At 71.5% G+C, this 26,765-nt stretch carries 22 protein-coding genes and 1 pseudogene; 9 read left to right on the top strand and 14 right to left on the bottom strand.

Going from position 1 to position 26,765, the window contains the following annotated elements; all coding sequences use genetic code 11:
- Window positions 1-352 precede the first annotated feature (352 nt).
- Both SSP24_RS21510 and SSP24_RS21505 read right to left on the bottom strand, forming a co-directional pair.
- Window positions 353-1,255, bottom strand: coding sequence for a S1 family peptidase (locus tag SSP24_RS21510; RefSeq protein ID WP_141311304.1), 903 nt, complete (start codon window positions 1,253-1,255; stop codon window positions 353-355).
- A gap of 387 nt (window positions 1,256-1,642) precedes the next feature.
- A complete protein-coding gene (locus SSP24_RS21505; protein ID WP_141311303.1) occupies window positions 1,643-2,821 on the bottom strand; it encodes a DUF5685 family protein in 1,179 nt (392 codons plus the stop codon).
- 336 nt (window positions 2,822-3,157) lie between these two features.
- On the opposite strand from SSP24_RS21505, the gene SSP24_RS21500 reads away from it, so the two are divergent.
- Window positions 3,158-3,595 (top strand): cell division protein SepF, encoded by a 438-nt coding sequence (locus tag SSP24_RS21500; protein WP_141311302.1) that lies wholly within the window; start codon window positions 3,158-3,160, stop codon window positions 3,593-3,595.
- A 38-nt stretch (window positions 3,596-3,633) separates the two neighbouring features.
- Here SSP24_RS21500 and SSP24_RS21495 read toward each other — a convergent pair whose 3' ends face one another.
- A complete protein-coding gene (locus tag SSP24_RS21495; protein ID WP_141311301.1) occupies window positions 3,634-4,824 on the bottom strand; it encodes an acyl-CoA dehydrogenase family protein in 1,191 nt (396 codons plus the stop codon).
- A 100-nt stretch (window positions 4,825-4,924) separates the two neighbouring features.
- On the bottom strand, window positions 4,925-6,574 hold the full coding sequence (locus SSP24_RS21490; protein WP_141311300.1) for an MFS transporter: 1,650 nt from the start codon (window positions 6,572-6,574) through the stop codon (window positions 4,925-4,927).
- A 262-nt stretch (window positions 6,575-6,836) separates the two neighbouring features.
- Between SSP24_RS21490 and SSP24_RS21485 the strand changes: the two genes are divergently transcribed.
- Window positions 6,837-8,075 (top strand): glycosyltransferase family 39 protein, encoded by a 1,239-nt coding sequence (locus SSP24_RS21485; protein WP_141311299.1) that lies wholly within the window; start codon window positions 6,837-6,839, stop codon window positions 8,073-8,075.
- Window positions 8,076-8,294: 219 nt separating this feature from the next.
- Window positions 8,295-9,335 carry a phosphatase PAP2 family protein gene (locus tag SSP24_RS21480; protein ID WP_141311298.1) on the top strand — a complete coding sequence of 347 codons (1,041 nt, stop codon included), beginning with the start codon at window positions 8,295-8,297 and terminating at the stop codon, window positions 9,333-9,335.
- A gap of 70 nt (window positions 9,336-9,405) precedes the next feature.
- On the opposite strand, the gene SSP24_RS21475 is transcribed toward SSP24_RS21480, so the two are convergent.
- Complete coding sequence (locus tag SSP24_RS21475) at window positions 9,406-9,615, bottom strand: I78 family peptidase inhibitor (RefSeq protein ID WP_141311297.1); 210 nt, start codon at window positions 9,613-9,615, stop codon at window positions 9,406-9,408.
- Window positions 9,616-10,042: 427 nt separating this feature from the next.
- On the opposite strand from SSP24_RS21475, the pseudogene ctaD reads away from it, so the two are divergent.
- Window positions 10,043-11,725, top strand: a pseudogene (gene ctaD / locus SSP24_RS21470) (aa3-type cytochrome oxidase subunit I); the annotation flags it as partial.
- Here the strand turns inward: ctaD and SSP24_RS21465 are convergent.
- From SSP24_RS21465 to SSP24_RS21450, 4 genes are all read right to left on the bottom strand, one after another.
- The gene (locus SSP24_RS21465) at window positions 11,613-12,659 is read right to left on the bottom strand and encodes a helix-turn-helix transcriptional regulator (protein WP_141311296.1); all 1,047 of its coding nucleotides are present in this window, start codon (window positions 12,657-12,659) and stop codon (window positions 11,613-11,615) included. The pseudogene ctaD and the gene SSP24_RS21465 overlap by 113 nt on opposite strands.
- A gap of 11 nt (window positions 12,660-12,670) precedes the next feature.
- Window positions 12,671-14,800: an acyltransferase family protein gene (locus SSP24_RS21460; protein WP_141311295.1), complete on the bottom strand. Its 2,130-nt coding sequence runs from the start codon at window positions 14,798-14,800 to the stop codon at window positions 12,671-12,673.
- Between the two features lie 191 nt (window positions 14,801-14,991).
- The gene (locus SSP24_RS21455; protein WP_141311294.1) at window positions 14,992-16,281 is read right to left on the bottom strand and encodes an ABC transporter substrate-binding protein; all 1,290 of its coding nucleotides are present in this window, start codon (window positions 16,279-16,281) and stop codon (window positions 14,992-14,994) included.
- Complete coding sequence (locus tag SSP24_RS21450) at window positions 16,256-16,804, bottom strand: MTB12 C-terminal domain-containing protein (protein ID WP_141311293.1); 549 nt, start codon at window positions 16,802-16,804, stop codon at window positions 16,256-16,258. Before SSP24_RS21450 ends, SSP24_RS21455 begins: the two co-directional genes overlap by 26 nt.
- Before the next feature lie 123 nt (window positions 16,805-16,927).
- Between SSP24_RS21450 and SSP24_RS21445 the strand changes: the two genes are divergently transcribed.
- The 3 genes from SSP24_RS21445 to SSP24_RS21435 are packed head-to-tail and all read left to right on the top strand — an operon-like array spanning window position 16,928 to window position 20,741.
- Complete coding sequence (locus SSP24_RS21445; protein ID WP_141311292.1) at window positions 16,928-17,404, top strand: hypothetical protein; 477 nt, start codon at window positions 16,928-16,930, stop codon at window positions 17,402-17,404.
- On the top strand, window positions 17,404-20,046 hold the full coding sequence (locus SSP24_RS21440; RefSeq protein ID WP_141311291.1) for an ABC transporter permease subunit: 2,643 nt from the start codon (window positions 17,404-17,406) through the stop codon (window positions 20,044-20,046). The genes SSP24_RS21445 and SSP24_RS21440 overlap by 1 nt, the downstream gene beginning before the upstream one ends.
- On the top strand, window positions 20,043-20,741 hold the full coding sequence (locus SSP24_RS21435) for an ABC transporter ATP-binding protein (protein ID WP_141311290.1): 699 nt from the start codon (window positions 20,043-20,045) through the stop codon (window positions 20,739-20,741). The genes SSP24_RS21440 and SSP24_RS21435 overlap by 4 nt, the downstream gene beginning before the upstream one ends.
- On the opposite strand, the gene SSP24_RS21430 is transcribed toward SSP24_RS21435, so the two are convergent.
- Both SSP24_RS21430 and SSP24_RS21425 read right to left on the bottom strand, forming a co-directional pair.
- Window positions 20,674-21,264, bottom strand: coding sequence for a transglycosylase family protein (locus SSP24_RS21430; RefSeq protein WP_141311289.1), 591 nt, complete (start codon window positions 21,262-21,264; stop codon window positions 20,674-20,676). The genes SSP24_RS21435 and SSP24_RS21430 overlap by 68 nt on opposite strands.
- 118 nt (window positions 21,265-21,382) lie before the next feature.
- Window positions 21,383-22,039 carry a LysM peptidoglycan-binding domain-containing protein gene (locus SSP24_RS21425; RefSeq protein WP_141311288.1) on the bottom strand — a complete coding sequence of 219 codons (657 nt, stop codon included), beginning with the start codon at window positions 22,037-22,039 and terminating at the stop codon, window positions 21,383-21,385.
- Between the two features lie 535 nt (window positions 22,040-22,574).
- Between SSP24_RS21425 and SSP24_RS21420 the strand changes: the two genes are divergently transcribed.
- Both SSP24_RS21420 and SSP24_RS21415 read left to right on the top strand, forming a co-directional pair.
- On the top strand, window positions 22,575-23,357 hold the full coding sequence (locus SSP24_RS21420; RefSeq protein ID WP_141311287.1) for a DUF8842 C-terminal domain-containing protein: 783 nt from the start codon (window positions 22,575-22,577) through the stop codon (window positions 23,355-23,357).
- Between the two features lie 85 nt (window positions 23,358-23,442).
- Window positions 23,443-23,820, top strand: coding sequence for a hypothetical protein (locus SSP24_RS21415; RefSeq protein ID WP_141311286.1), 378 nt, complete (start codon window positions 23,443-23,445; stop codon window positions 23,818-23,820).
- 30 nt (window positions 23,821-23,850) lie between these two features.
- Here SSP24_RS21415 and der read toward each other — a convergent pair whose 3' ends face one another.
- From der to cmk, 3 genes are all read right to left on the bottom strand, one after another.
- A complete protein-coding gene (der, locus tag SSP24_RS21410; RefSeq protein WP_141311285.1) occupies window positions 23,851-25,335 on the bottom strand; it encodes a ribosome biogenesis GTPase Der in 1,485 nt (494 codons plus the stop codon).
- Window positions 25,336-25,411: 76 nt separating this feature from the next.
- Complete coding sequence (locus SSP24_RS21405) at window positions 25,412-26,098, bottom strand: lysophospholipid acyltransferase family protein (RefSeq protein WP_373306677.1); 687 nt, start codon at window positions 26,096-26,098, stop codon at window positions 25,412-25,414.
- Entirely contained in the window at window positions 26,056-26,736 is a 681-nt protein-coding gene (gene cmk, locus SSP24_RS21400; RefSeq protein ID WP_141311283.1) for a (d)CMP kinase, read from the bottom strand. The genes SSP24_RS21405 and cmk overlap by 43 nt, the downstream gene beginning before the upstream one ends.
- Window positions 26,737-26,765 lie beyond the last annotated feature (29 nt).

The following is a 26,765-nucleotide window of genomic DNA, read 5'->3' as shown; positions in this document are numbered from 1 at the left end:
GGGGGTCGATCCGGGAGGTAGTGGGGATCTCGCGGATCAGAAGGTCTGTGGACTGGGCGCCCACTATTCCGAGACCCACAGGGAGCACACAAGGTCGACTTCAGGACGCGCGTACGGCAAGTGGCGTGCGCCCCTTACGCCTTGCGCAACCTTGACTGTCCACGGTCACCACAGGAATCTTCGCACTGCAAACACTACGAGCGAGTAACCGGTATGCGGTAGGTGAGGTCTAGTCCTGTCTTGAAGTCGCCCCTCGGCACCGAATCCAGCCGGACGCGCACAAGGATGTGCCCCCGCACACCAGTTGCATGCGGGGGCACATGTGATGCCACAGCCTCTACCGGCACGGCGCTCAGTACACGCTCACGCCATACGCGCTCAGCGCCTCGGTGACGGGCTGGAAGAACGTCGTACCACCGGAGGAGCAGTTGCCGCTGCCGCCGGAGGTGAGACCGTACGCGACGCCGTTGCTGCCGTAGAGCGGGCCGCCCGAGTCGCCGGGCTCGGCGCAGACGTTGGTCTGGATCATGCCGTAGACCACGTCACCGCCGCCGTAGTTGACGGTGGCATTCAGGGCGGTGACACGGCCGGTGTGGGTACCGGTGGTGGAACCGTCGCGGATGACGTTGGTGCCCACGCTCGGGGTGGCCGCACGGGTGATGTCCACGCCGCCCGCGGTGCCGGGCTTGGAGATGGACGTGTTGGTGTACCGGACGATCCCGTAGTCGTTGGTCGGGAAGCTCGAACCGGCGGTGGGGCCGAGAACCGTGGTGCGGCCCGAGTTGGCGTACCAGGTGCCCGCGCCGTCTGTGCAGTGACCGGCAGTCAGGAAGTACGACGTTCCGTTGCTGCTGCGGACGTTGAAGCCGAGGGAGCAGCGCCAGCTACTCGCATAGATGGCGTCGCCGCCCTCGATCAGCTTGTTGAACTTGCCCGGGGTGCGCTTGATCGTCAGGGCGTCGGCGTTGGCACCGGCCGCCTTCTTGATCTTCGCGAGCTCGGTCGCGGAGACCGTGCTGTCGACGGTGAGCAGCACGCGGTTGGTCTTGCTGTCGACGGCCCAGGCGGTGCCCGGGACGTCGGCCTTGAGCACCGAGTTGCTGGCGCTCTTCAGCTCGTTGGCGCTGAACGTGGTGACGTCGGACGCGTTCGCGCTGGGGACCGCGAACGCGGCTGCGGCCACGAGGCCGGTGGAAACGGCGATCAGCCGGGTCCGTCTCGTACCGCTGCGGGGGGTGGTGCGCTTGATCCTCACTTTTCGTTCCTCCACATGGGAAGTCGGGGGCCCGCGTGGGGTCGGGGCCCGTGAGGCGCAGTCAGATGGCATCGTTGTCCGGATTCCGAACCCGCCGTGCCCCTGACAAGCGCTGAGGGGGAGTATTCGGCCGCACGACGGGCGGACGCAAGGGCGCCTTTCGGCCGTCAACTTTTGAACCAACTGGGCGGAATGAATGGCCACCCCTGCCCCGCCCTACACCCCGTCAGGTTGCCGGGCAGTACGAAGGGGCAGGCCCGGCTGGGCCGAACACCACCCATGCGTCCGCCGCGACCCCGTCACTGTCGGCCATCCACGATCCGGGGATGGCCGGAAGTCACCCCTCCGGATGCTCGTCGAGCATGGAACGTCCCGCCGCGGCCGCCCTCAGCAGCTGCACCCGCAGTCACACCCGTCGCATCCACAGTTGTCGCAGCAGTCACAGCAATTGCAGCACCCGTCGCAACCACAGTCGCCGCAGTCGGAGTTGCCGCACGGCGCTTCCTTCCGCTCCCGCGTCCACGGGTCCTCGTACGTGCCGCAGCACAACTGACACGTACAGGCCAGCCCCAGCCACACGGCACACCCCGCGAGCAGCCCGCGCCGGTCGCGGCGCGGCGGCCCGGGTGGCAGCGGCGCACCCGGCCCGGCCGGTCCGCCGGGCGGAGCGTAGGGCCCGGCGAGCTCGGGCCGATGCCCGCAGGAGGCAGTGCCGAAGGCGCGGTCGACCGAGGTGGGCAGCTCATGCACGAGCAGCCGGTGCGCCAGCCGCCCGTCCGAGAACTCCACCTCCCGCAGCGCGAGCCGGATCCCGTGCACGGCGTCGTCGGCGAGCCGCCGGGCCTCGGTGAGCGAGGTGCCCGTGGCGGTGAGGGGGTTCCAGGCACCCGACGCGGCGTCAGCTTCGCGGTCCTCCACGGCGTCCAGCAGATGCGCCAGCCGCCCGAACAGCCGCCCGGCCTCGGCGAGCGGCTCGGCGTTGCCCGGCCGCCCGGCCAGCACAGCGGTGTGCGCGAAGGCGGCGGCGGTCGCGGTCTCGGTCGGCTCGGTGACGACCAGGACCGGCGTACCGGGCCCGGCGAGCGCCTCGATGCCGGCCTGCCGGTCCACGGCGTCGACCAGCACCGCCGTGTCGAAGCCGACACCCGCCCCACCACGAGCCCCCGCGCGCCCCCAGCGGTCCGCGACCCGGCGCGCGGCGAGCGCCACGGGCCTGCGGGCCAGCAGCCCGTCACCGTCGGCCACATGGTCGCGCACCTTGGCCGAGGCGAGCACGAGCGAGACGGCGGCCGCCAGCCGTGCCCCCTCACCCCGCGCGACGGACGCGGTCCGCATCCCGCGCAACGGACACGGTCCGGCCGTACGCCGCCACCCGCCCCGCTCGGTGGGCCCGGCCTGAGCCTCCGTCAGAACGGAGACGAGCAGCCCGTCGTAATTGGTCACCACCCGCGCGAACTGCCCGTGGTCGCCGCGCAGCGCGAGACACAGCCCGCACAAATGCGCCATCCACTCGGTCTTGAGCCGCTCCCCCAGCCGATGCCGGCACGGCCTGACGATTCCGAACACGATGATCCCCCGTGATACGTGCGATGTTGAGCGGCCGCATCGTATCGACGTCGAGCAGCTTCGTCGTATCGCCCGATTTTCACATCGGATCTACCGTCGCGGTTCACCCGTACGCCCCGCCGCTCACCCATACGCCAGGAAGAATCATATTTCACTCACAGTCAGCAGCTGTGTATGGCAACACCCTTGGGGTATCCGGGCTCTCGACGTATCCGCCGTGCACCAGTACCGTCACAAACCCCCCGCGCGGCGTCTATCCACTTGGCGCGCCGTCCGCATCATGGATGACCATAGGGATGCGGAAAGCAGAAAAGACCGCTGTGAGAGGAGGCGTCCATGGGATCGGTGCGCAAGGCGAGTGCGTGGCTCGGCCTCGTCGACGACAACGATGACGAGCGTTACTACGACGACGAGTACACCGAGGGGACCGAGTCCGGCGCCGCCTGGGTCACGGACCCGCGGGTGAAGGTGACCACGGACACGGCCGAGCAGAAGGAGCGCCGGATCGCCACGGTGACCCCGGACAGCTTCCGGGACGCCCGTGCGATCGGCGAGCTGTTCCGGGACGGTGTCCCGGTCATCATGAACCTGACGGCCATGGAGCCCGCCGACGCCAAGCGCGTGGTGGACTTCGCGGCCGGCCTGATCTTCGGGCTGCGCGGTGCGATCGACCGCGTGTCCAACCGGGTCTTCCTGCTGAGCCCCGCCGACACGGAGATCATCAGCGGGGAGCCCGCCGCCCATCGGGCGGACGGTTTCTTCAACCAGAGCTGAGGCAGGGCCGCTCACCGGAAGCCGCCCCCGCGCGCGGGCTACCGGAACGCATCGAGTCCGGTGAGCGCCTTGCCCAGCACGAGCTGGTGCATCTCGACGGTGCCCTCATAGGTGAGCACCGACTCCAGATTGGTCGCGTGCCGCATCACCGGGTACTCCAGTGAGATCCCGTTGGCACCGAGGATCGTCCGGGCCGTACGGCAGATGTCGATGGCCTCTCGTACGTTGTTGAGCTTGCCGAAGCTGATCTGCTCCGGCCGCAGCCGCCCGGCGTCCATCCGCCGCCCGAGGTGATGGGCGAGCAGAATCCCCTTGTGCAGTTCGACCGCCATGTCGGCGAGCTTGGCCTGGGTGAGCTGGAATCCCCCGATGGGCCGCCCGAACTGCTCCCGCGTCTTCGCGTAGTCGACGGCGGCCTCGAAGCAGGTCCGCGCCGCTCCCATAGCCCCCCACACGATCCCGTACCGCGCGTGCGACAGACAGCTGAGCGGCCCCCGCAGCCCGGTAACCTCCGGCAGTACGGCATCGCCGGGCAACCGCACATCATCGAGCACTAGTTCACTGGTGACACTCGCCCGCAGCGACCACTTGTGCTTGATCTCGGGCGCCGAGAACCCGGGGACATCGGTGGGCACGACGAACCCACGAATCCCGTCCTCGGTCTGCGCCCACACCACGGCCACCCCGGCGACGGACCCGTTGGTGATCCACATCTTGCGCCCGCGCAGCACCCAGTCGCCGCCGTCCCGCTTGGCGTACGTCCGCATGGAGGCCGGGTCGGACCCGTGGTCGGGCTCGGTCAGCCCGAAGCACCCGATGACGTCCCCGGCGGCCATGGCCGGCAGCCACCGCTGCTTCTGCTCCTCGGAGCCGAACCGGTGCAGGGCGTACATGGCCAGCGACCCCTGCACGGACACCAGCGACCGGATCCCGGAGTCGGCGGCCTCCAGCTCCAGACAGGCGAGCCCGTACTGCACGGCACTGGCCCCCGCGCACCCGTACCCGCTGAGCGACATCCCGAGGGCCCCGATCCCCCCGAGCTCCTTGGCCAGCTCCCGGATCCCCGGCAGCTCCCCCGCCTCGTACCACTCGGCGACGAACGGCAGCACGCGATCCGCCGCCCAGCTGCGCACGGTGTCCCGGACGGCCAGGTCCTCGGGCTCCAGCAGGTCGTCGATCCCGAGCGGATCCGACGGATCGAAGGGGGGCAACTTCGGGGACACGGGCATCCTCCGGGCAGCTCAAACTAGCACCGCTAGTCACGGACTCGGGGCTGACGTTACGACGCGGAAAGTCCCGGAGCAACCACCCGCAAGCCGCCAACGGCGATCAACCCCGGCGGGCGACGTCCACCTCTGAACGGAGTTGCACGGATGGTGCGTGGGTGGGAGACCCGACGCCGGCACGAGGCGACGGCACCTCGACAGCCACGTCGGCATCACACTGCATCACCCGAGGCAACCGCAGAGCCATAACGGCCCCCAGCAGCAACAACCCCGCACTCACCAGCAACGTCACATGCAGCCCGTGCACAAAACAGTCCCGAGCCACCCGCCGCAGAGCAACCCCCGCCGACCCCCCGAGCTCCCCGGCAACGTCATACGCCTCCCCCAGCGAATGCCCCGCGGCCGCCGACGCCGAAGCCGGAACACCGGGCACGGAAGACAACCCCGGCGCATACGCCGCGTTCATCACCGTCCCCAGCAGCGCGATCCCGATCCCCGCCCCCAGCTGATACGACGTCTCCCCGATCGCCGCCGCACCTCCGGCCTGCTCCGACGGCGCCTCGCTCAGCATGGACTCGTACGCCCCGAACAGCGTCGTCTCCAGCCCGAACCCCAGCAGCACGAACCCGGCCAGCATCAGCGGCGCGTTGTCCTCCCGCCCCAGCGCCGTAAGCAGCACGACCGCGAGCGCGGTCAGACAGAACCCCGCACAGACCATCCGCCGTGGCCCGAACCGCCGCAGCATCCGCGCCCCGAACAGCCCCGCCGCCATCGCCGCCACGGTGAGCGGCAGCAGCCTGAGCCCCGTCTCCAACGGCGACAGCCCGAGCACCAGCTGCAGATACTGCGCCGCGATCAGCTCCAGCCCCACCAGGGCGAGCATCGCCAGCACGATGCACCCGACCGACGTACTGAACGCAGGCCGCGCGAACATCCGCAGGTCCACCAGGGGATGCTTGCGCCGCCGCTGCCGCCGTACGAACAGCGCGAGCAGCACCGCACCCACCAGGAGCGGCACCGCGGTGAGCACGCTGCCGACCGGCTCCCCGCCGCCCAGCCGCTTGACCCCGAGCACCACCCCGAACAGACCGGCCGCCGCCATCAGCGCACCGACCACGTCCCACGGCCCGTCCCCGCTGCCCGTCGACTCGGGCAGCAGAAGTCGCCCCACCGGCAGGCTGACCAGCATCAACGGGATGTTGACGAGGAACACCGAGCCCCACCAGAAGTGCTCCAGCAGGAAGCCGCCGAGCAGCGGCCCGACCGCCGCGCCGACCGCGGCCACCGCACTCCAGACACCGATCGCCAGCGCCCGCTCACGCCGGTCCGGGAAGACCTGCCGCAGGATCGACAGCGTCGCGGGCATGATCATCGCGCCGCCGACGCCGAGCAGTGCCCGCGCCAGGATCAGCACCTGCGGGCCCTCGGCGACGGCCGCCATGGCGGAGGCGACGCCGAACAGGGCGTAGCCGAGCAGCAGGATCCGTCTGCGGCCCACCCGGTCGCCGAGGGTGCCGAAGAGGATCAGCAGCGAGGCGCAGACGAGCGGGTAGGTGTCGACGATCCAGAGCAGTTCTATCGCGCTGGGCTTGAGGTCCTCGGTGACGGCGGGAACCGCCACGTGCAGCACGGTCGCGTCGACCGCGACCAGCAGCAGGCTGGTGCAGAGGACGACGAGAACGACCCAGCGGTTGGCACCGGCCCCGGCCGCCCGACGGCGCAGCCCGACGGCGGCCGTGGTCGTCCCGGACATGTACGTACCTCCCAGATGTTCCCTCGCGTTCGGCGGGCTCGCGGGAGCGGGGGACCTCCCGCGACTCGGCCGGAGAGGAGCGGTGGTCTCCGGCCCGCGCAACGAATGGCGAGTGACACGTCAGCGTACGCGAGTCCACGCCGGGGTCACGTGGCGGACCTCTCATACGAATGGCGGAACAGTGTGGCGTGCGCCACTACCCTCCCCTTCCACCACGTCGGGACGGGCGGACCGGTTCCGCACGCCGTCGATAATCGAGCCCGTGACCGATCTTGAAACACGCGTGGCGCCCCCGGGACTCAGGGGGGCGGCCCCGGCCCTGCTCGGGTACGCGGCCGTCCGTGCCCTCGGCCTGCTCGTGCTGGCCGTATGGAGCACCGCGCGCGACAAGAGCGCGTACACCCTGCTGACCGCCCGCTGGGACTCCCTCTGGTACACCAGGGTCGCCGAGCTGGGCTACGGCTACGAGGTGCGCCTGCCGAACGGCGATGTGCACTCCAACCTCGCCTTCTTCCCGCTGCTGCCCTGGCTGGAGCGGCTGCTGCACAAGGTGACCCCGCTGTCGTACGCCGACGCGGGCTTCGTCGTCAGCCTGCTCGCCTCGCTCGCCGCGGCCTGGGGGATCTTCGCGGTCGCCGACCATGTCTACGGGCGGCGGGCGGGCGTCTGTGCGGTGCTGCTGTGGGCCGTGCTCCCGGTGGGGATCGTGCAGTCGATGGCGTACAGCGAGTCCCTGTTCACCGCGCTCGCCGCCTGGTCGCTGTACGCGGTCCTCACCGGCCGCTGGCTCACCGCGGGCACGCTGGCGCTGCTGGCGGGCCTGACCCGGCCCGTGGGGCTGGCGGTGGTCGCGGCGGTGTGGGCGGCCGGCATCACCACCTTCATACGGGAGCGCAACACTGCTCCATTCGCGCACCCCCGCAGCACGACGCCCATCCCCGGCGCGCGCCCGGCCGAGCACGCCCTCTCCCCCACCCGGCACCTGCTCCCCGACGGCGCACCGGCCTGGCGGCGCGCCCTCGGCATGCTTCTCGCGCCCCTCGGCGCCGCCGGGTACGTCCTGTGGGTCGGCCACCGCACCGGCCGGGGCCCGCTCGGCTATCTCGACGTCCAGGCGGGCTGGCGCAACGGCTTCGACGGCGGCTACGCCTTCGCCCGCTTCGTCGCCGAAAAGTTCACGTCGTTTCCTTCGGCCCCGGCCGGCCTGGGGCTGGTCGTCGGGGTGGCCCTGGTGATCTGGCTGCATGTCGTCTGCGTACGGCAGCGTCAGCCGCTGCCGCTCCTGGTGTACGCGGGGGTCGTCACCGCCCTCGCGCTGTGCGCGTCGAGCTACTTCGGCTCGAAACCGCGCCTGCTGCTCCCGGCCTTCCCGCTGCTGCTGCCCCTCGCGGTCGCCCTCACCCGGCTGCGCACCACCAGGTCCGCGCTGGTCGTCGGCGGGGTCGCGGTGGCGTCGGCGGTGTACGGGGCGTTCTGGCTGAACGGCTCCGGTCCGCCGTGAGCCTGCGGGGAATTCCACCGGATGAACGGGTGAACGATTCCTCAAGCGGCCTAAAACACCACCCCTCGAAAGATCAAAGGAATTGAAGGTAAGGGCACCTGCCTATTGCCTGATTCCTTGGAAATAAACCCGTTCCTGAGAGCAATCCCACATCACATCGTCATTACAACCCCGGTGATTCGGCGGGTACCTGAGCTCACTCGCTGTAACGTCGATTGCGTGCGTACCGAACCAAAGCTGACCCGGCTCGACCGGATCTTCGCCCGACTGGACCGTGAACCCAAGCGGCCGGTCCTCGACGTGCCGCGAATGACGCGGCACCGGGTGGTGCTCTTCGGCGCGACGCTCGCCTTCTACCTCACGATCGTCCTGGCAGTGGTGACCACCTCGTGGCTGGTCCGGTTCGACTGGCAGGCGATGCTCTTCCGGCCGTACCAGCAGTGGCCCGAGATCCACGCCTTCCTGGACTACTGGGTCGTCCTGGGTCAGCGCGGCCCGACCGCCGTGATGGTCGCCGCGTGGCTCGGCTGGCGCTCCTGGCGGCAGCACACCCTGCGGCCGCTGCTGGCCTTCGGTGCGGCGCTGCTGTTGCTGAACGTGAGCGTGGGCGCCGTGAAGTACGGCCTGGGCCGCTCGGGTCCGCACTACGCGACCGAGGTCGGCTCCAACGAGATGTGGCACTGGTTCCAAGCCGGCAGCGACATATTTCCTTCGGGTCACACCGCGAACGCCGTCGTGACCTGGGGCATCCTCGCCTACCTGGCCACCTCGCCGCGGGCCCGGCGCTGGCTGTCGGCCCTGTCGGCCGTGCTGTCGCTCAGCGTCGGCCTGACCACGGTGTATCTCGGTACGCACTGGCTGAGCGATGTGCTGCTGGGCTGGGCCGCGGGGCTGCTGATCCTACTGGGGCTGCCGTGGTTCGAGCCGCCGATCGCCCGCGCCGAGGCCTGGCTGCTGGACCTGCGCGACCGCTGGCTCGCGGGCGCGAGCCGTACGACGCCGCAGGCCACGCCGGTACCGGCCGCAGCGCCGGTCCCAGTCACCCCGCTGGCGGCCGCCGAGGAGGAGGCGCCGCCGCGCGAGACCGTCTCCCCGTCGGCGGCCCGCGCCCCGCGTGCGCCGGTCTACCTGGCGCCGGGCCCGCACACGACCCGCTCGGAGCGCACTCCGGTCACCCCGGTCGGCAGCCGCCGCCCGCCGTACCCCGAGCGCGCCACCCGCGGCTCGACCCCGGCGGCCCGCCCGCTCACGGGCGGCTGACCAGCACGGACGCACGGCGAAGGCCCCGGTTCCCACACCAGGAACCGGGGCCTTTGCCAGATACTCTCGATCAGCCCTTCCAGGACCGTGTCACTGTGCCGTCCTTTACCTCGAAGTTCAGCCGACCCGCCCGGTACTCCATCGTGATGATCGTCCCCGGTGCCAGCGAACGCACCGTCGTCCAGCCGCGCCCACGCGCGCGTTCCTCGGCGTCGGCCTGCGGGAGACCGACGTAGGTCTCGGGATCGTCATCGGGTTCAGATGTCGAAAACGGTGCCATGCCGCCACGCTAGGCGCTGTACGGCGGGCGGGGAAGTGGAAGCCGTGCACAGGCGTCACTGATCCCTCTCCGGTCACACTTCTGTCACAGGATCACGACATGTGTTTCGGCGGAACTCCGTCACACGGATGGGCGGTTCTGTACGCCGTGCGCGTGTATTCGAACGCAATTCCCGCGCCTCGGCGCGGCACTCCGAATAGCCCACCGGAAACCTCGCGGCGCACTCGCCCCGGACGCCTTTTCTTTCTCATTCCGGTGGGCCCGCGCACTGCCGGAACCGCACAGGAAATACACGCATCCGACACAGAGTCCCCCTACGCCCCCTGTCGCGGCCGCGGCCGCGCGAGCATCATGGCGGGAGCTCGCGGGCACCCGTGGCGCGGGCTCGGCGGGCCCGGGACGCGAGAGGCGAAGGGGCGAGCGCGGCATGGGGACGCAGACAGTACCGGCGACAGCACGACCCGTACCGACCCGGCGGCACGGCCGGGTGATCGTCGACTGGCTGACCACCACCGACCACAAGAAGATCGGTCATCTCTACCTGATCACAGCGTTCGCGTTCTTCCTGATCGGCGGGGCGATGGCGCTGGTGATGCGCGCCGAGCTGGCCCGGCCGGGGCTGCAGATCGTGAGCAACAACGAGTTCAACCAGCTGTTCACGATGCACGGCACGATCATGCTGCTGCTGTTCGCGACGCCGAGCTTCGCGGGCTTCGCCAACGAGTTGATGCCGTTGCAGATCGGCGCCCCCGACGTGGCGTTCCCACGGCTGAACATGCTGTCGTACTGGCTGTTCCTGTTCGGCGGGCTGATCGTGCTCGGCTCGCTGATCGTGCCGGACGGGCCGGCCGGCTTCGGCTGGTTCGCCTACGCGCCGCTCAACAGCCTGGAACGCTCGCCGGGCGTCGGACCCGACCTGTGGATCATGGGGCTGGCGCTGTCCGGGTTCGGCACGATCCTCGGCGCGGTCAACTTCATCACCACGATCATCGGGATGCGCGCCCCCGGCATGACCATGTTCCGGATGCCGATCTTCACCTGGAACACGCTGTTCACGTCGATCCTGATCCTGCTGGCGTTCCCGGTGCTGGCGGCGGCGCTGCTGGTGCTGGAGGCGGACCGGCGGTTCGGCAGCCAGGTCTTCGACGCGGCGAACGGCGGCGCCCTGCTGTGGCAGCACCTGTTCTGGTTCTTCGGCCATCCCGAGGTCTACATCATCGCGCTGCCGTTCTTCGGGATCGTCACGGAGATCATCCCGGTCTTCAGCCGCAAGCCGATCTTCGGCTACACCGCGCTGGTCGGCGCGACCATGGCGATCACCGGGCTGTCGATCGTGGTGTGGGCGCACCACATGTTCGCGACCGGGGCGGTGCTGCTGCCGTTCTTCTCCTTCATGAGCTTCCTGATCGCCGTGCCGACCGGCGTGAAGTTCTTCAACTGGACCGGGACCATGCTCAAGGGCTCCCTGTCCTTCGAGACGCCGATGCTGTGGTCGGTGGGCTTCCTGGTGACGTTCCTCTTCGGCGGCCTGACCGGGGTGATCCTGGCGTCGCCGCCGATGGACTTCCACGTCACCGACTCGTACTTCGTCGTGGCGCACTTCCACTACGTGGTGTTCGGCACCGTCGTCTTCGCGATCTTCGCGGGCTTCTACTTCTGGTGGCCCAAGTTCACCGGCAAGATGCTCGACGAGCGGCTCGGCAAGATCCAGTTCTGGACGCTGTTCGTCGGCTTCCACACCACGTTCCTGGTGCAGCACTGGCTGGGCGCGGAGGGCATGCCGCGGCGCTACTCCGACTACCTGGCCGCGGACGGCTTCACCGCCCTCAACATGGTTTCGACGATCGGTGCGTTCCTGCTCGGCCTGTCGACGCTGCCGTTCCTCTACAACGTCTGGAAGACCGCCAAGTACGGCAGGAAGGTCGACGTCGACGACCCCTGGGGCTACGGCCGCTCCCTGGAGTGGGCGACCTCCTGCCCGCCGCCCCGGCACAACTTCACGACTCTGCCGAGGATCCGCTCGGACTCCCCGGCGTTCGACCTGCACCACCCGGAGTACGCCGAGCGCCACGCCGTTCAGGAGCCCGGCGTTCCAGAGCCCGGCTCAGGCGGTCCCGGGCGACCGTGAGCGCCTCGGTCAGCTCGGCCGGCTCCAGCACCTCGAACTCCAAGCCCATCAGCATCACGTGAATGACCATCACGTCCAGGCTCGCGGCCCCCGTACGCAGAACGCACGCGTCGTCGCCGTCGGGCTCCAGCGTCCCGTCGGACGGCGAGATCCGGGCGGCCGCCTCCTTGAGGGGCACCAGCAGCCGGACGACGGCCTGCGTGGCGTACGCGCGCGTGGAGATGCCCTGCGACACGTACGCGGCCAGGTCCTCGGCGGGCGGCGTGCGCGGGGTGAACCGCGGGCCGTGCGGCGGCTTGGGGGTGATGCGGTCGACGCGGAACGTCCGCCAGTCGTCCCGGTCGAGGTCCCACGCGACCAAGTACCAGCGGCGCTCGGTGCACACCAGGCGGTGGGGTTCGACGGTACGGCGGCTGGGGGCACCCTCGTGGTCGAGGTACTCGAAGCGCAGCCGCTCGGCGTCCCGGCACAGTCCCGCCAGCTCGGTCAGCACGGCCGGGTCGACGACGGCCTGCGGGCCCTGGAACATCGGCACGGTGAAGGCGTTGAGCGCGCCGACCCTGCGGCGCAGCCGGTTCGGCAGCACCTGCTCCAGCTTGGCGAGCGCCCTGACGGAGGTCTCGCCGATGCCCTCGATGCCCTGCCCGGCGGCCGTGCGCAGACCGACGGCGACCGAGACGGCCTCGTCGTCGTCCAGCAGCAGCGGCGGCAGCTCGGCGCCCGCACCCAGCTGGTAGCCGCCGCCCGTGCCGGGGCTGGCGTTGACCGGGTAGCCCAGCTCGCGCAGCCGGTCGACGTCCCGGCGCACAGTACGCGGGGTGACACCGAGACGTTCGGCCAGCTCGGCGCCGGACCACTCACGGCGCGCCTGGAGCAGGGACAGCAGGCGCAGGAGGCGGGCAGAGGTCTCGAGCATGCGCCCGAGTATCACGCACCGGGACGCCGGCTCAGATCCGCGCCGAAGCGCCGCAGCAGTTCGTGCTCCACCACCGGGGTGAGCGCCTCGACGAACCCGTCCGCCAGGTGCCCGTAGTCCCGGTAGACCATGGTGTTCCCCACCACGACCGGGCAGGTGCCGGACGGGGCGCAGACCCAGTCGTAGGGGTTGATGACCGCCACGTCCTCGGCGGCCGCCGCCGCCCGGATCGCCTCGGTGACCTCGGGCTTGGGGTCGGCATCCGAACGGTGGCGGGCGCAGGAGCTGAGGCTGTCGGGGTGCGCCACCGCGCAGTCCACCGCGTTGTTCTTCGGCCAGGGGGTGTCCAGCAGGGTGAGCACCTGGGTGCGGCCCTGCTGAAGCATCCGGTATGTCTCGGCCTGTCCCTTCTCCCAGGCCTCGCCCATGTCGCCGTCCCCGTACAGCTTCGCCGAGTTGGAGCTCGACGTGATGACGAGTTCGGGCTCCAGCTTGCGGATCTTGTCGAGGGTCACCGCCCGCCAGTCGTCACAGGTCGAGTACGGGCCGCCGTTGTACTCGATGGTGATCTGGGAGACCTTGCACGCGTTCTTGGTGAACGAGTAGAGCCGCCAGTGGTGCTTGCGGGCGATCGAGTCGAGCGCCGGGAACCACTGCGCGACGTGCGAGTCGCCGAAGAGCACCACGGCGCGGTCGGCGGTGGTGTCGCCGTACAGACAGGGCTGCGTCTGCACCTCGTCGGTCATGGTGAGGGCACAGTCGTCGGTGTACACAGCGGACCTCTTGTAGGCCGTGTCCCGCATGCTCGGCTCGAGGTTGGACGGGAGCTTCTCCACCCGCTGCTGAAGCAGCGCGGTCAGTGCGGCACGGGGGTCGGACGCGGCCGCGATCGTCTCCTTGGTGTTCTGCCGCGCCACACCCGAGTCCAGGACCGGCGGGAACTGCGCGGCGAACACCGCGGCCGCGGCCGCGACGGCCGACAGGCCGAGCCCCATCGAGAGCCCCCGACGGGCATGGGCCTTGAACGCGCGGTGGAAGCGCATCGGATTCTCGACCAGATGAAGGGTCAGCCAGGCGAGACCGATGCCGCCCAGTGCGGCGATCAGCCGCAGCGGCCCGTCGTGCTCGCCGAATCCGGCGGCGGCCGGAACGATGAGGATGAGCGGCCAGTGCCACAGGTACCAGGCGTAGGAAATCCCGCCGATCCAGACGGCGGGGCGCAGCGAGAGGACCGCGCCCGCGCCGTAGCGGCCGGCCGCCGCGCCTCCGGCGAGGACGGCGGCGGCGCCGAGGACCGGGACCAGGGCGTTGTGGCCGGGGAAGCGGGTGCTCTCGTCGAAGGCCACGGCGGCGTAGCCGATGGCGGCCAGGCCGGCCCAGCTCAGGACCGCCGCCGCGAGGCGCGGAATGGTGTGGAGGCGGTGCGCCGCCAGGGCCAGCAGGGCACCCACCGCCAGCTCCCAGATCCGCCCCTGCGACCCGAAGTAGGCCCAGGAGGGGGAGGATTCGGTGAGGTGGAGGTTCAGGGCGAAGGAGGCGGCGGCCAGGGCGAGCAGCGGAAGCGCCAGCAGAACCCGGCGCCGGAAGAGCTTGAGGCCGACGATCAGGACGATGGGCCAGATCAGATAGAACTGCTCCTCGACCGCCAGTGACCAGAAGTGCTGGAACGGCGAGGGCGGCACGTCCGTGTTGAAGTAGTCGGTCCCGGCCTCGGCCAGCCGGAAGTTGACCACGTACCAGGCGGAGGCGATGGCGTCCTTGGCGTAGTCGGCGAAGCGCAGCGGCCCCAGGAAGAGCCAGGAGCCCGCCAGCGTCGCCAGGACGACGAGGGTGGAGGCGGGCAGCAGGCGCAGCGCCCGGCGGGCGTAGAAGCGGCCCAGTGAGATCCGGCCCTCGCGGCTCCATTCGCGGAGCATCAGCGAGGTGATGAGGAACCCGGATATCACGAAGAAGACGTCCACGCCGACGTATCCACCGGCCACGTAGGGCACGCCTGAGTGGGAGAGCACCACGAGCGAGACGGCCACCGCGCGCAGGCCCTGGATGTCCAGCCGCAGTCCCCCACCGCCCGCCGCCGCAGCGGACCGTTTCCCGGATCGCTCCCCCGGAGCGCCGTCCCGCGGTTTCGGAACGGATGGCATGTCATCGGACGTGGGCCGCGGGGGGTACGCGAGGCGGCGGACGGGCACCGTGAAAATCTCCTTGCTCGTCGGATCCGGACCATCGAACTAACCCTCGATCCGGTCCGCGCATGACACCATCATGACTTCGCCATAACGTGCAAGTGGATCTGGCTTGAAGTCAAGGTGACATGGATCGCCCGGACCCCTGGCTAGGGCTCATAGGCCAGGTGGGGCACGTCGAAGCAGTTCCTCGTCATCTCCCCCTGCGTCACCCAGCCCCGGTCGTCCTGCCAGCGCGCCACCGACAGACAGTTCCGGCGGGTCTTCGGCGGCTCGGACAGCGGCTCGAACATGACGGGGAGCAGCAGCCCGCCGGCGGTGTAACCGTCACTGCGGCGCACGAAGTCGTCGACGCACGCGCGCGTGATGCCGCTGTCGGCGCAGGCCCGCGCCGCGTCCGTGAACCACTTCGCCGCCGCCCAGCCCTCCAGCTGCCACTGCGAGTGCGCCGGCAGCCCCTCGGTGGCGTCCCGGAACTCCCGTACGGCCGCGTGGCGGGTGTCCTCGTAGTTGCGGCTCGCCCCGGTCGCCCACAAGGCGTTGCGGCAGCGCGGGGCGTCCCGGTAGTCGTCGGGGACGGTGGACGTCCAGTTCTGTACGTTCGTCACCTTGGCGATGACCTCGGCGCCGACGTCGTCCATCGCCTGGCAGAGCCGGGCGTTGCCGTGCGTGTCGATGGCGTCGAAGACGAGGTCGGCGCCCTGCTGCTTCAGATCGGCGGCCACGGCACGGAAGTTGGGCAGTGCGAAGTCGACCTGCTCGCTGACGACCTTGTACCCCTCGGCCTTCAGTCCCCGCTCCACGAGCCGCGCGTAGGCGGCCGAGGCGGCCTGGTTGTACGAGACGACGGCGGCCGTACGGGCCCCGTGGGCGCGTTTGAAGTAGCGGTAGACCTCCGTGCCGCCGTACAGCTTCCCGTCCCAGCCCGGGGTGCCGTCGCGGGGCGACTGACTGCCGTAAATGCCGTACAAGTGCGGATAAGTGTCGTAGGCGGCGCCGATGGGCTGGCCGCCGATGTCGGGCACGCGCGCGTGGGAGACGCGCGCGGCACCGGCGTAGTCGAGGGCGGTGGTGGCGACGAGGGCGACGACCCGGTCCTCGTCGATCAGCTTCCGCACGCACTCGTTGTTGCCGACGCCGCTGCCGCCGTCGTCGCACAGCCGTACCTCGACGCGGCGGCCGTCGATGCCCCCGCGCGCGTTGAGACGCTCGAAGTAGGCCCGGGCGCCGTCGCGCGGGCCGGTGAAGGCGTCGCCGCCGACGGGGCTGGTGGCGCTGGTGATGATGCCGACCCGCACCGGCGCGGCGGCGCCCGGTGGCGCGGCCGTATGTCCGTCGCGCTCGAAGTCGCTCTCCGGGAGGCGGCTGCCGCAGGCCGTGCCCAGGAGGGTCAGCAGCACCGCGGCGGCGGCCTCAACAGCCCGGCAGCGGCGTCGCATCGCCGGTCTGGTTCAGCGCGACCAGGCCGCACAGGGTCTTGACGGACACCTTCCAGGCGCCGTCCTGCTCGACCGCCGTCCCGGCGGCGTCCGGCAGCGCGGTGGCGCCGTTGAGGGTCAGGGTGTACGTCACGTTCGCCTCGGTCGGTGAGGTGAACTCGACCTTCTCGACCCTGGCCCCGACCTGCGATCCGCGTTCGTCGCCGCTGAACGCCTGGAGCACCGGGGCCATCCGGTCGCCGTTCTCCAGGTAGTTCTGCTTGTCCCGCAGGGAGGTGCCCGGGTCGAAGAACTTCTCCCAGTTCTGCCGGACTTCCCGCTCGGCCGCCGCCTGGTCGGCAGGTGCCGTGGCCGCCGGGCCCGTGGTCTCCTCCACGGTCGGCGTGGGCGGCGGACTGTCGCCGCCACCTCCCGCGTCGTCGCCGCACGCGGCGAGTGCCGGGGCGAGGAAGAGCAGCAGGGCGGCCGCAAGTGCCGTACCCCGTCCCGTGTTCCTGCGCCCGAGGTCGCTCCCGAGAACCATCTGGCTCACCACCGGATGTCGGTCCGGGCGGTGCGCGCCCGGAGCTTTCAGGGTCGGCTTCCAGAAGGCATAGTGCAAGCCATCGGCTGACACAGCCAGACACGCGACGTGTGGGAGCCATCGATGCGGACGTCCCGACTGCGATCCGTGCACCCCGTCCTGTGGGCCGGCTGGGCCGCGCTCGCGGCGGGCGCGGTGCTGTGCGTGCTCGGCTGGTACGGCGTCTCCGGCGAGCGGTTCGCCGAGCGGCAGTTGCCCTACCTCGCCTCCTGCACGGTCCCCGGCGCCGCGCTGATCGTCGCCGGGGCGGTACTGCTCACCCACGGCCGCACCACCGTCGCCGCCGCGCGCGTGGAGGAGCTGTACGGGCTGCTGGTGGCCGCCGAGCCCGCCGACGCGGACGAGGCGGGGCAGGCGGCGGCCGTGCCGGTCGCGGTCAGCGGCAAGTTGCTGATGGTGCCGGGCGGGACGCTGCTGCACCGCGCGGACTGCCCGCTGGTCACCGGCAAGGCGGAGGCGGTGCCGGTGGACGCGAAGCTGCTGGCGGGCGGCGAGTTGGGGCCCTGCCCGATCTGCGAGCCCGCCGAAGCGGCCCCCTGATGTCCTCGCTCACCTACGACCTGACGCTCGCCGGGCTGTCGGTGGGCAGCGCCGCCGCGCTCACCGGGATCGGGCTGATCGTGACGTACCGCGCGACCGGCGTGCTCAACTTCGCGCACGGGGCGATCGCGATGGTGTGCGCGTACGGGCTGCGGCAGTGCGTGGTCGAGTGGGGCTGGCCGGTGTGGCTGGGGGCCGTGGTGACGCTGGTCGTCGTCGCTCCGGCCCTCGGTGTGGCGCTGGAACGGTGGGTGTTCCGGCCGCTGTCGGTGCTGGGCGGCGATCCCGCGCAGACGCTGGTGGCGTCCATCGGTGTGTTCGTGCTGCTGGTGGGCGGGGCCGTGCTGCTGTGGGGGCAGGGAGCGCGGGACGACGCGCCGGTGCTGGTGCCGGACGAGCCGTGGGGGCAGTTGGCGGTCGTGGTCGTGCTGGCGGCGGGGGTCGCCGCGGTGATCCGGTGGACGCGGTTCGGGCGGGAGCTGCGCGCGGTCGTGGACGACCGTCACCTGGCCGTGCTGGGAGGCATCGACGCGGACCGGGTGGCGGCGGCGGGGTGGGCGTTCGGGGCGTTCACGGCGGGCCTGACGGGCGTGCTGCTGGCGCCGTACGTGCGCCTGGACCCGTACGGCATGCCGCTGCTGGTCATGGAGGTCGTGGCGGTCGCCGTGGCCGCGCGGATGCGCAGTCTGCCGGTCGCCGTGGTGGTGGCGGTGGGCATCGGGGTGGCGCAGGCGCAGCTGACGCGGCTTCATCCCGGCGGCTGGGGCGAGCCGTTGCTGCAGGCGGTCGGCGCCAACCTGTTCGTGGTGGCGCTGCTGGTCGCCGCGCTGGTGCTGCCCGGCGTCGGCACCCGGGACGCGCTGCCGCGCACGGCCACCGCGCGCGTGCCGACACCGCCGGGCGCCTGGATCGTCGCCATGGTGCTGTTCCTGCTGCCGCTGGGCTTCGCGGGCCGGGACCTGCATACGTCGGTGCAGGTCCCGGCGTTGGGCGTGGTGCTGCTCTCCCTGGTCGTCGTCACCGGGCGCGGCGGCCAGATCTCGCTGGGTCAGGCGGCGTACGCGGGTCTGGGCGCCCTGTTCACGGCCCTGCTCGCGGCGGGCCGGTTCCCGGGCCTGCCCCGGCTGCCGGAACTGGCCGCGCTGGCGGTCGCCGTCCTGCTGGTCGCCCCGCTCGGACTGCTGACCGGCTGGCCCGCGATCGGCCGCCAGGGGTTGGCCCTAGCGCTGGCGACGTTCGCGGTGGGCGTCGGGGTGAGCCGCTTCGTCTTCGACCAGCCGTACGCCACCTCGGGCCTCGCCCTGGGCCGCCCCGCGGGCTTCGAGGGCGACCGCGCCTACTACCTCCTGGAACTGGCCCTCCTGGCCGCCGCCCTGCTGGCGACGCACGCACTGCGCCGGGGCCGTACCGGCCGGGCGCTCGCGGCCATGCGGGACCACCAGGCGGGCGCGCAGGCCGCCGGGGTCCGCGTCCCCTCCCTGAAGCTGCTCGCGTTCGTCGCGGGCGCCGCGCTGGCCGCCCTCGGCGGCGGCATGCTCGGCATGGGGCTGCGCGCCTTCGACCCCGCCGCCTTCGACCCCGTCCGCGGGCTGCTGTGGTTCGCCGCGATCGTCGTCCTCGGCGCCGACAGCACCCTCGGCGCACTCGCCGCCGCGGCCCTCCTGGTCGGCCTCGACGCGGGCACCGGGGGCGGCGTCGCGGCCGCCCTCATCGGCCTGCTGGCGGTCCTCGTCGGCCGCTTCCCGGGCGGCCCGTACGAGGCCCTGCGCACGGCGACGACGAGGCTGCGGATGCGGCGAGGGAGGACGCTTACGCCGCTGGGGAAGCGGGTGCGGAAGAGGGTGAGGCCGGTTGAACAGGAGGCCTCGGAAATACCGGCTGCCCGGCCCCAACCCCCAGCCCCCTCCCCCCAACCTCCCCCAATACCCACACGCCCCACCACACCACCCACCCTCCACGCCCGCGCCCTGCACGCCCGCTACGGCGGCTTCACCGCCCTCGACGGCGTCGACCTCGACCTCCCGCCCGGACAGATCACCGCCGTCGTCGGCCCCAACGGCGTGGGAAAGAGCACCCTCTTCCACTGCCTCGCCGGAACCCTGCGCCCCGCGCGCGGGCGTGTCCTGCTCGGCGGGCGGGACATCACCCGGCTGCCCGCCCACGCCCGTACCCGGCTCGGTATCGCGCGGACCTTCCAGCAGCTGGCCGTGTTCCCCTCGCTGACCGTCGCCGACAACGTGCGCGTGGGTGCCGAGCAGGGGCGGGTCGCCGATCCGGGCGCCGTGGAGCGGGCGCTGCGGCTGTTCGGGCTGGACGGGCCGGTCCGGGCGCTGCCCGCCGCCGGGCTGCCCACCGGCACCCTGCGCCGCGTCGAACTGGCCCGGGCCTTCGCGGGCGCCCCGCGCGTACTGCTGCTCGACGAGCCCGCCGCCGGTCTGGACAGCGCCGAAGTGGCCGCGCTGGCCCGCGTACTGAGGGCGCTCGCCGCCGACGGCACCGCCCTGCTCGTGGTCGAGCACGACCTCGACCTGGTCGCCGACCTCGCCGACGTCGTGCACGTGATGACGGCCGGACGGATCATCGCCTCCGGCCCGCCCCGCGACGTCCTCGACACCCTCGGCGCGCGGGAGGCCACCTCGTGACCATCGCCCTGCGCCACGCGCGCGTGCGCTACGGCCCCCTGGAAGCCCTGCACGGCATCACCCTCGCCGCCCCCTCCCGCGGCCTGACCGTCCTGCTCGGCCGCAACGGCTCCGGCCGTACGACGGCCCTGCGCGCGCTCGCCGGAACGGTGCCGCTGTCGGGCGGCGCGGTGGTGTGGGACGGCACCGACGTGACCCGTATGCCCGCCCACGAGCGAGCCCGCCGGGGACTGTGCCTCGTACCCGAACGGCAGGCCGTGTTCGGCTCGCTCACCGTGCGGGAGAACCTGGAACTCGCCGCGCCCTCCTACGACACCGCCCTCGCCGCCTATCCCCGGCTGGAGCCCCTGCTCGCGCGCCGCGCCGGCACGCTCTCCGGCGGCGAGCAGCGGATGCTGGCCCTGTCCCGGGCGCTGCTGGCACGCGCGCGCGTGCTGCTCGTCGACGAACCCGCGCAGGGCATGTCCCCGGCGGTCGCGACCCGGACGTACGAGGTGCTGGCGGCGCTGGACGCGTGCGTGGTGGTCGCCGAGCAGCGGATGCCGCCCGCCCTGCGCGACCGGCCTGCACTGGTGTACGAACTGCGCCGGGGTGCCGTCGTCTTCGGCGGCGAGGCGGGCGAGCTGCTCAGGCGGGAAGCGGCGGCCCGGACACCGTGGGAGCGCCCTGCACGCCACCCGCATCCTCCGGGATGACCGGCGTCATGCCGACCTCGATCAGCTCAGGACCGGGCCCGATCGCCGTCTTGTCGGCGTGCAGAGGGTCTGCCTGCGGACCCCGATCATGTGCCCGCGGCCCATCGGGCACCGCCCCGCGCTTCGCGGAGTAGGAGTGGCCCTTGAGGCCGTAGCGCTTCGCACAGACCGGCCAGGCCTGCCATCCCTGTACGGCGACGACCTCGCGGGCGACCGCGATCTGCTGCTTGCGGGTGGCGAGGTCCGCGCGCGGGGCGTACTTCCGGCCACCGAACGCCTTCCAGGTGGACTGCGAGAACTGCAGGCCACCGTAGTGGCCGTTCCCGGTGTTGAGGTGCCAGCGTCTGCCGCTCTCGCACTCGGCGACGCACCCCCAGGGCCACTGGTCGTCGGAGCACGAGGAGAGCACGTGCCGGGCGGACGGTCCGGACGCCGGGGGCGGGGGCACCGCGTGGGCGGTGACGGGGGCGAGGACGGTGAGCAGGGCGGTGGCGAGGGCGAGCGTGAGGGGCGTGCGGTTCATCGGCTCACGCTAGGCAGCGTGCCGGTGCGGACCGATTGAGCCGCGCCCGGTACGGCCGAGGGCCCCACCCGGTCGGCGGACCGGGCGGAGCCCCGTGCGGTGTTCCGGAGGGAGCGGCTCAGAGGACGAGGCGCTGCCCGGGCAAGATCACGTCGGGGTCACCGCCGATGACGGCCTTGTTGGCGGCGTAGAGCCGCTGCCAGGTGGTGCCGTTGCGGGCCGCGATGCCGCTGAGCGTGTCGCCCTGGCGGACGGTGTAGTCACCGCGGGACGCGTCGCGGTCGGTGTGCCCCGACTCGCGCACCGGCGCCTGCGCGGGCTGCGACGACCGGGACGGGGACTGGGACGACTGCTTCGGCGCCGAGTTCCCGGCGGATGCGTCGGGTGCGGCCGGTGCGCTGCCGTACGCCCCGGCACGTGTGGAGCAGGTCGGCCAGGCGCCCCAGCCCTGGCCGCGCTGGACCTTGGTGGCGATGGCGATCTGCTGCTCCCTGGAGGCCTGGTCGGCGGTCGGGGCGTATGCGGTGCCGCCGTACGCGCGCCAGGTGCCGGCGGAGAACTGGAGTCCGCCGTAGTAGCCGTTGCCGGTGTTGATGTGCCAGTTGCCGCCGCTCTCGCACTGGGCGATGCGGTCCCACACTCCGCCGTCCGCCGCCGCGGCGTTGCCGCTCAAGGCCAGCAGTCCCAGCGGGGCCAGCAGGGCCGCCCCGGCGAGAACCGCCGTCGTACGGGTCTTGCGGACGTTGTGGCGGGTGGTATCGGCACATTCGATCATGTAGATCCCTCTCCACGGACCCGGGGTCCCCGGACGAGGCGCGCTCTCCGCGCATGGGCGCGGTCGGCGTGCTCCGTCCCGTCCGCCGAGGGGCGTGCTCTGTTGCTGGCTGGTGCGGCGGCGGACGTACCCGAGCGGTGCTCGTTGCACACGGCGGAGGAATGTACGGAGCATGACGAGCCGGGATCAACCAACTGCCCGTCCTTCCAGGCCAGTTCGCGGTTACCTGAGGTAGCGACAATTTTCGGCCACCCATTTCATTCGCCGATTTCGGGATTTGTCGACCACTCCTTCCGCCATCCTGTGACTCACCTCACCGGCTCAAGTCCCTTGCGTTCACGCCGACTTGACGGTGAGTGTCCGGTTCCGCGCCGGCCGTGACCGTGTGCGGTGGATGGTTCGATTCCGTTCGCCGTGCAGCGTGACTACCGCCACAGCTCGCCCGTTGTCTTCTTCATGAGCCGGGGACCCACCCCGGACCACAGGCCGGGAGCCACCCGGCCTCGCCACGCACCGCATCCCGAGGGAGCCACCCGTGCCGCGCATGCTCGACGTCAGCGACGAGGTTCGCGCCGAGATCGGCGACGAAGAAGCCGACCGGCTGCTCGCCGGAGACACCGCCCCGGGCAGTTACGACTGCACGTCCTGCCGCACCCCGGGCGACTCCGAGCGCGAGCGCACCAGCACCGTGCTGTTCATCGGCGACGAGACCGCCGTGCTCGCCTTCGCCCACGCCGGCTGCCTGCCCTCGCAGGTCGTCCAGGTCACCGAGGAACAGCTCCAGGGCGCCGTGAAGTCCATCAGTGGCAACACCGTCGACCTCGACCCCGACAAGGTCGTGCCCGAGCAGGCCGTACTCGGGGTCACCAGCGGACTCGTCCTGATCGCCGGGGAGTTGCACCCGGCCCTGGTCGTGGAACCCACCGGCCCCATCGTGCGCCCCGGCTCCACCGCCGCCGGGGACGACTTCCTGCCGCTGCTGATCGAGCAGGGCTTCATGCCGGTGACCGAGCTGAACTCCGTACCGCCGGTGCTGCACGGCTGGTCGGTGCTGCTGGCCATGGGGCAGCTGCACGCGGTGCTCCAGCCGGGGGTGAACGGCGGGCAGCCGGTGGCCTGGTGGCAGGCGCACCAGCCGTTGCAGGTGACCGACGGATGGCGGGCGGCCGCGAACAAGCACCAGCAGGTGCTGATGTTCGCGGCGCCGGTGGGGTCCATCGGGCGCCAGCCGAGGGAGGACCTGCTGCGCGATGCGCTGGACAAGGCCGCGGCGAACGGCAAGCTGGTGGCGAGTGTGCTGCCGCTCGCGGGGACGTGAGCCCGGGACCCCCTGCCCCGCCCGGCGCCCCCCAAGGGGCGCTGCCCGACCGCATCCCTTCCCGTCCGGGGTCGTTTGGACATACGTGCACGCATACGACGTTCCCCGCCGCCAGTCCCTGCAGCCGATTCCGTCCGCTCGCTCGGGTCAGGATCATTCCGGCGGGCCATCGGCCACGCCGATCTACGACGCGCTCTACGCCGAGTACGTCAAGTCCTTCCGTGCGCTGCCGGGTGATCGGCGCGGCGAGGAGAACCTGCAGTTCATCGCCTTCGGATACCTCACGCACGGCTCGGGATCGCAGAGCGGCTCGTACAGCGCCTACAGCGCGGGCGCGCAGAGCACCCGGCACCACGGTGGGCACCAGCCGACGTGGCAACGGGTCGGGACGATCGGGCAGCAGCACTCCACCGGGACGCACCACGTCCCCGCGCTGCCGCCCGGCCCCCGCCGGGGCATCTGAAAAGGGCGGCCCCTCGGGGCCGCCCTTCAGTCACTTCTTCTTGGCGCCGCGCTTCTCGCGCACCCGCACCGAGATATGGATCGGCGTCCCCTCGAAGCCGAACTCCTCGCGCAGCCGACGCTCGATGAAGCGCCGGTAGCCCGCCTCGATGAAGCCGGAGGCGAAGAGCACGAACCGCGGGGGCTTCGTGCCGGCCTGGGTGCCGAACAGGATGCGCGGCTGCTTGCCGCCCCGGACCGGGTGCGGATGGGCGGAGACCAGCTCGCCGAGGAAGGCGTTCAGCCGGCCCGTCGGAACGCGCGTCTCCCAGCCCGCCAGGGCCGTCTCGATCGCCGGGACCAGCTTCTCCATGTGCCGCCCGGTCTGCGCCGAGACGTTCACGCGGGGCGCCCAGGAGACCTGGGCCATCTCGGTCTCGATCTCCCGCTCCAGGTAGTAGCGGCGCTCCTCGTCGAGGGTGTCCCACTTGTTGTACGCGACGACGAGCGCGCGGCCCGCCTCCACGGCCATGGTGATGATCCGCTGGTCCTGCACCGAGATGGAATCGGCGGCGTCGATCAGGACGACGGCCACCTCGGCCTTCTCGACGGCGGCGGCGGTGCGCAGCGAGGCGTAGTAGTCGGCGCCCTGCTGGAGGTGGACGCGCTTGCGGATGCCCGCCGTGTCGACGAACTTCCAGGTCTTGCCGCCGAGTTCGATCAGCTCGTCGACCGGGTCGCGGGTGGTGCCGGCGAGTTCGTTGACGACGACGCGCTCCTCGCCCGCCACCTTGTTCAGCAGCGAGGACTTGCCGACGTTCGGGCGGCCGATCAGGGCGACGCGGCGCGGGCCGCCGATGCCGGTCCCGCCGAAGGCCTCGCGCGGTGCCTCCGGCAGCGCCTCGAGGACCGCGTCCAGCATGTCGCCGGTGCCGCGGCCGTGCAGCGCGGAGACGGGGTGCGGCTCGCCGAGGCCGAGGGACCACAGGTAGGCCGCGTCGGCCTCGCCGCTCGGGCCGTCGACCTTGTTGGCGCACAAAACGACGGGCTTGCCGGCCTTGCGCAGCAGTCGTACCACCGCCTCGTCGGTGTCGGTGGCGCCCACCTTGGCGTCGACGACGAAGACGACCGCGTCGGCCGCCTCGATGGCGAACTCGGCCTGCGCGGCCACAGAGGCGTCGATGCCGAAGACGTCCTGCTCCCAGCCGCCGGTGTCGACGACCTTGAAGCGGCGGCCCGCCCACTCGGCCTCGTAGGTGACACGGTCGCGGGTGACGCCCGGCTTGTCCTCGACGACGGCCTCGCGGCGGCCGATGATGCGGTTCACCAGAGTCGACTTGCCGACATTGGGGCGGCCGACCACGGCGAGGACGGGCAGCGGTCCGTGCCCGGCCGCCTCGATGGCGCCCTCGACCTCCTCCAGGTCGAAGCCCTCTTCGGCGGCGAGCTCCATGAACTCCGCGTACTCGGCGTCGCCGAGCGCCCCGTGATCGTGCTCGAACGCGTCCGAGCCGTCGGGCTGGATCTGGTCGTTCATGAAGTCCGTACCTCGTCGTTCATCGTGGTGATCGGTGGAGTACCCCGGTTCGGGCTGATCCACTACTCAGTGTCGCCTAGCGCCCGGTAAGGCGCCTGGCGTTTTCCAGGTGCTCGGTGAGCTGCTTCTGGATGCGCTCGGTCGCCTCGTCCAGCGCCGTGCGGGTACGCCGCCCGCTGCCGTCGCCCGCCTCGAACGGTTCGCCGAAGACGACGTCGATGCGGTGCCGCAGTGGGGGCAACCCCTTTATCAACCGTCCCCGCCGCTCGGAACTTCCCAGTACGGCGACCGGGACGATCGGCGCGCCGCTGCGCACGGCGAAGTACGCGAGCCCGGCGCGCAGCGAGGCGAAGTCGCCCTCACCCCGGGTGCCCTCCGGGAATATCCCCAGCACACCGCCGGCCGACAGCACGTCCAGCGCCCGTGTGACGGCCGTGCGGTCGGTGCTCTGCCGGTCCACCTTGACCTGGCCGATCCTGGTCAGGAAGGGGTCGAGCGGGCCGACGAACGCCTCTTTCTTGATCAGGAAGTGCACCGGCCGGGGCGCGACGCCCATCACCATCGGACCGTCGACGTTGTGCGAGTGGTTGACGGCGAGGATGACCGGGCCGGTCGCCGGAACCTTCCAGGCGCCCAGCACCCGGGGCCGCCACAGCGCGTGCATCAGCGGGAGGCCGATGCGCCGGCCGGCCTCCGCGCCCCGCTGGGACGGTGCCTCGGTCACTTCGCCGCCCGCTTCTCCTCGACGAGGGTGACGACGCACTCGATGACCTGCGGCAGCGTCAGGTCGGTGGTGTCCACCTCGACCGCGTCGTCCGCCTTGGCGAGCGGCGAGGTCTTCCGGTTGGAGTCGGCGGCGTCCCGCTTGATCAGGGCCTCGCGGGTGGCGTGCACGTCCGCGTTCTTCAGCTCGCCGCTGCGCCGGGCGGCGCGGGCCTCCGGGGAGGCGGTGAGGAAGATCTTCAGGTCGGCGTCCGGCAGCACCGTCGTACCGATGTCGCGGCCCTCGACGACGATGCCCTTCTCGGCGGCGGCCGCGATCGAGCGCTGCAGCTCGGTGATCCGGGCGCGCACCTCGGGCACCGCGCTGACCGCGCTGACCTTGGCGGTGACCTCCTGGGTGCGGATCGGACCGGCGACGTCCACACCGTCGACCGTGATCGTCGGGCCCGCCGGGTCGGTGCCGGAGACGATGTCCGGCTTGCCGGCCACGGCGGCGATCTCCGACGGGTCGTCGACGTCGATCCCGTTGGTCACCATCCACCAGGTGATCGCCCGGTACTGGGCACCGGTGTCCAGGTAGCTCAGACCGAGCTGCGCCGCCACTGCCTTCGACGTGCTCGACTTGCCCGTGCCGGAGGGGCCGTCGATGGCGACAATCACTGCCGGGGCGCTTTCCACTGTGGGGACCTTCCTGGGCCGGGGTGGTG

Origin of the sequence: Streptomyces spinoverrucosus, from assembly GCF_006539505.1 — a bacterium.
In the GTDB taxonomy this organism is placed as follows: Bacteria; Actinomycetota; Actinomycetes; order Streptomycetales; family Streptomycetaceae; genus Streptomyces; species Streptomyces spinoverrucosus.
Note: the sequence above shows the minus strand (reverse complement) of the source record. Positions and strands in the feature narration are given on the sequence as shown.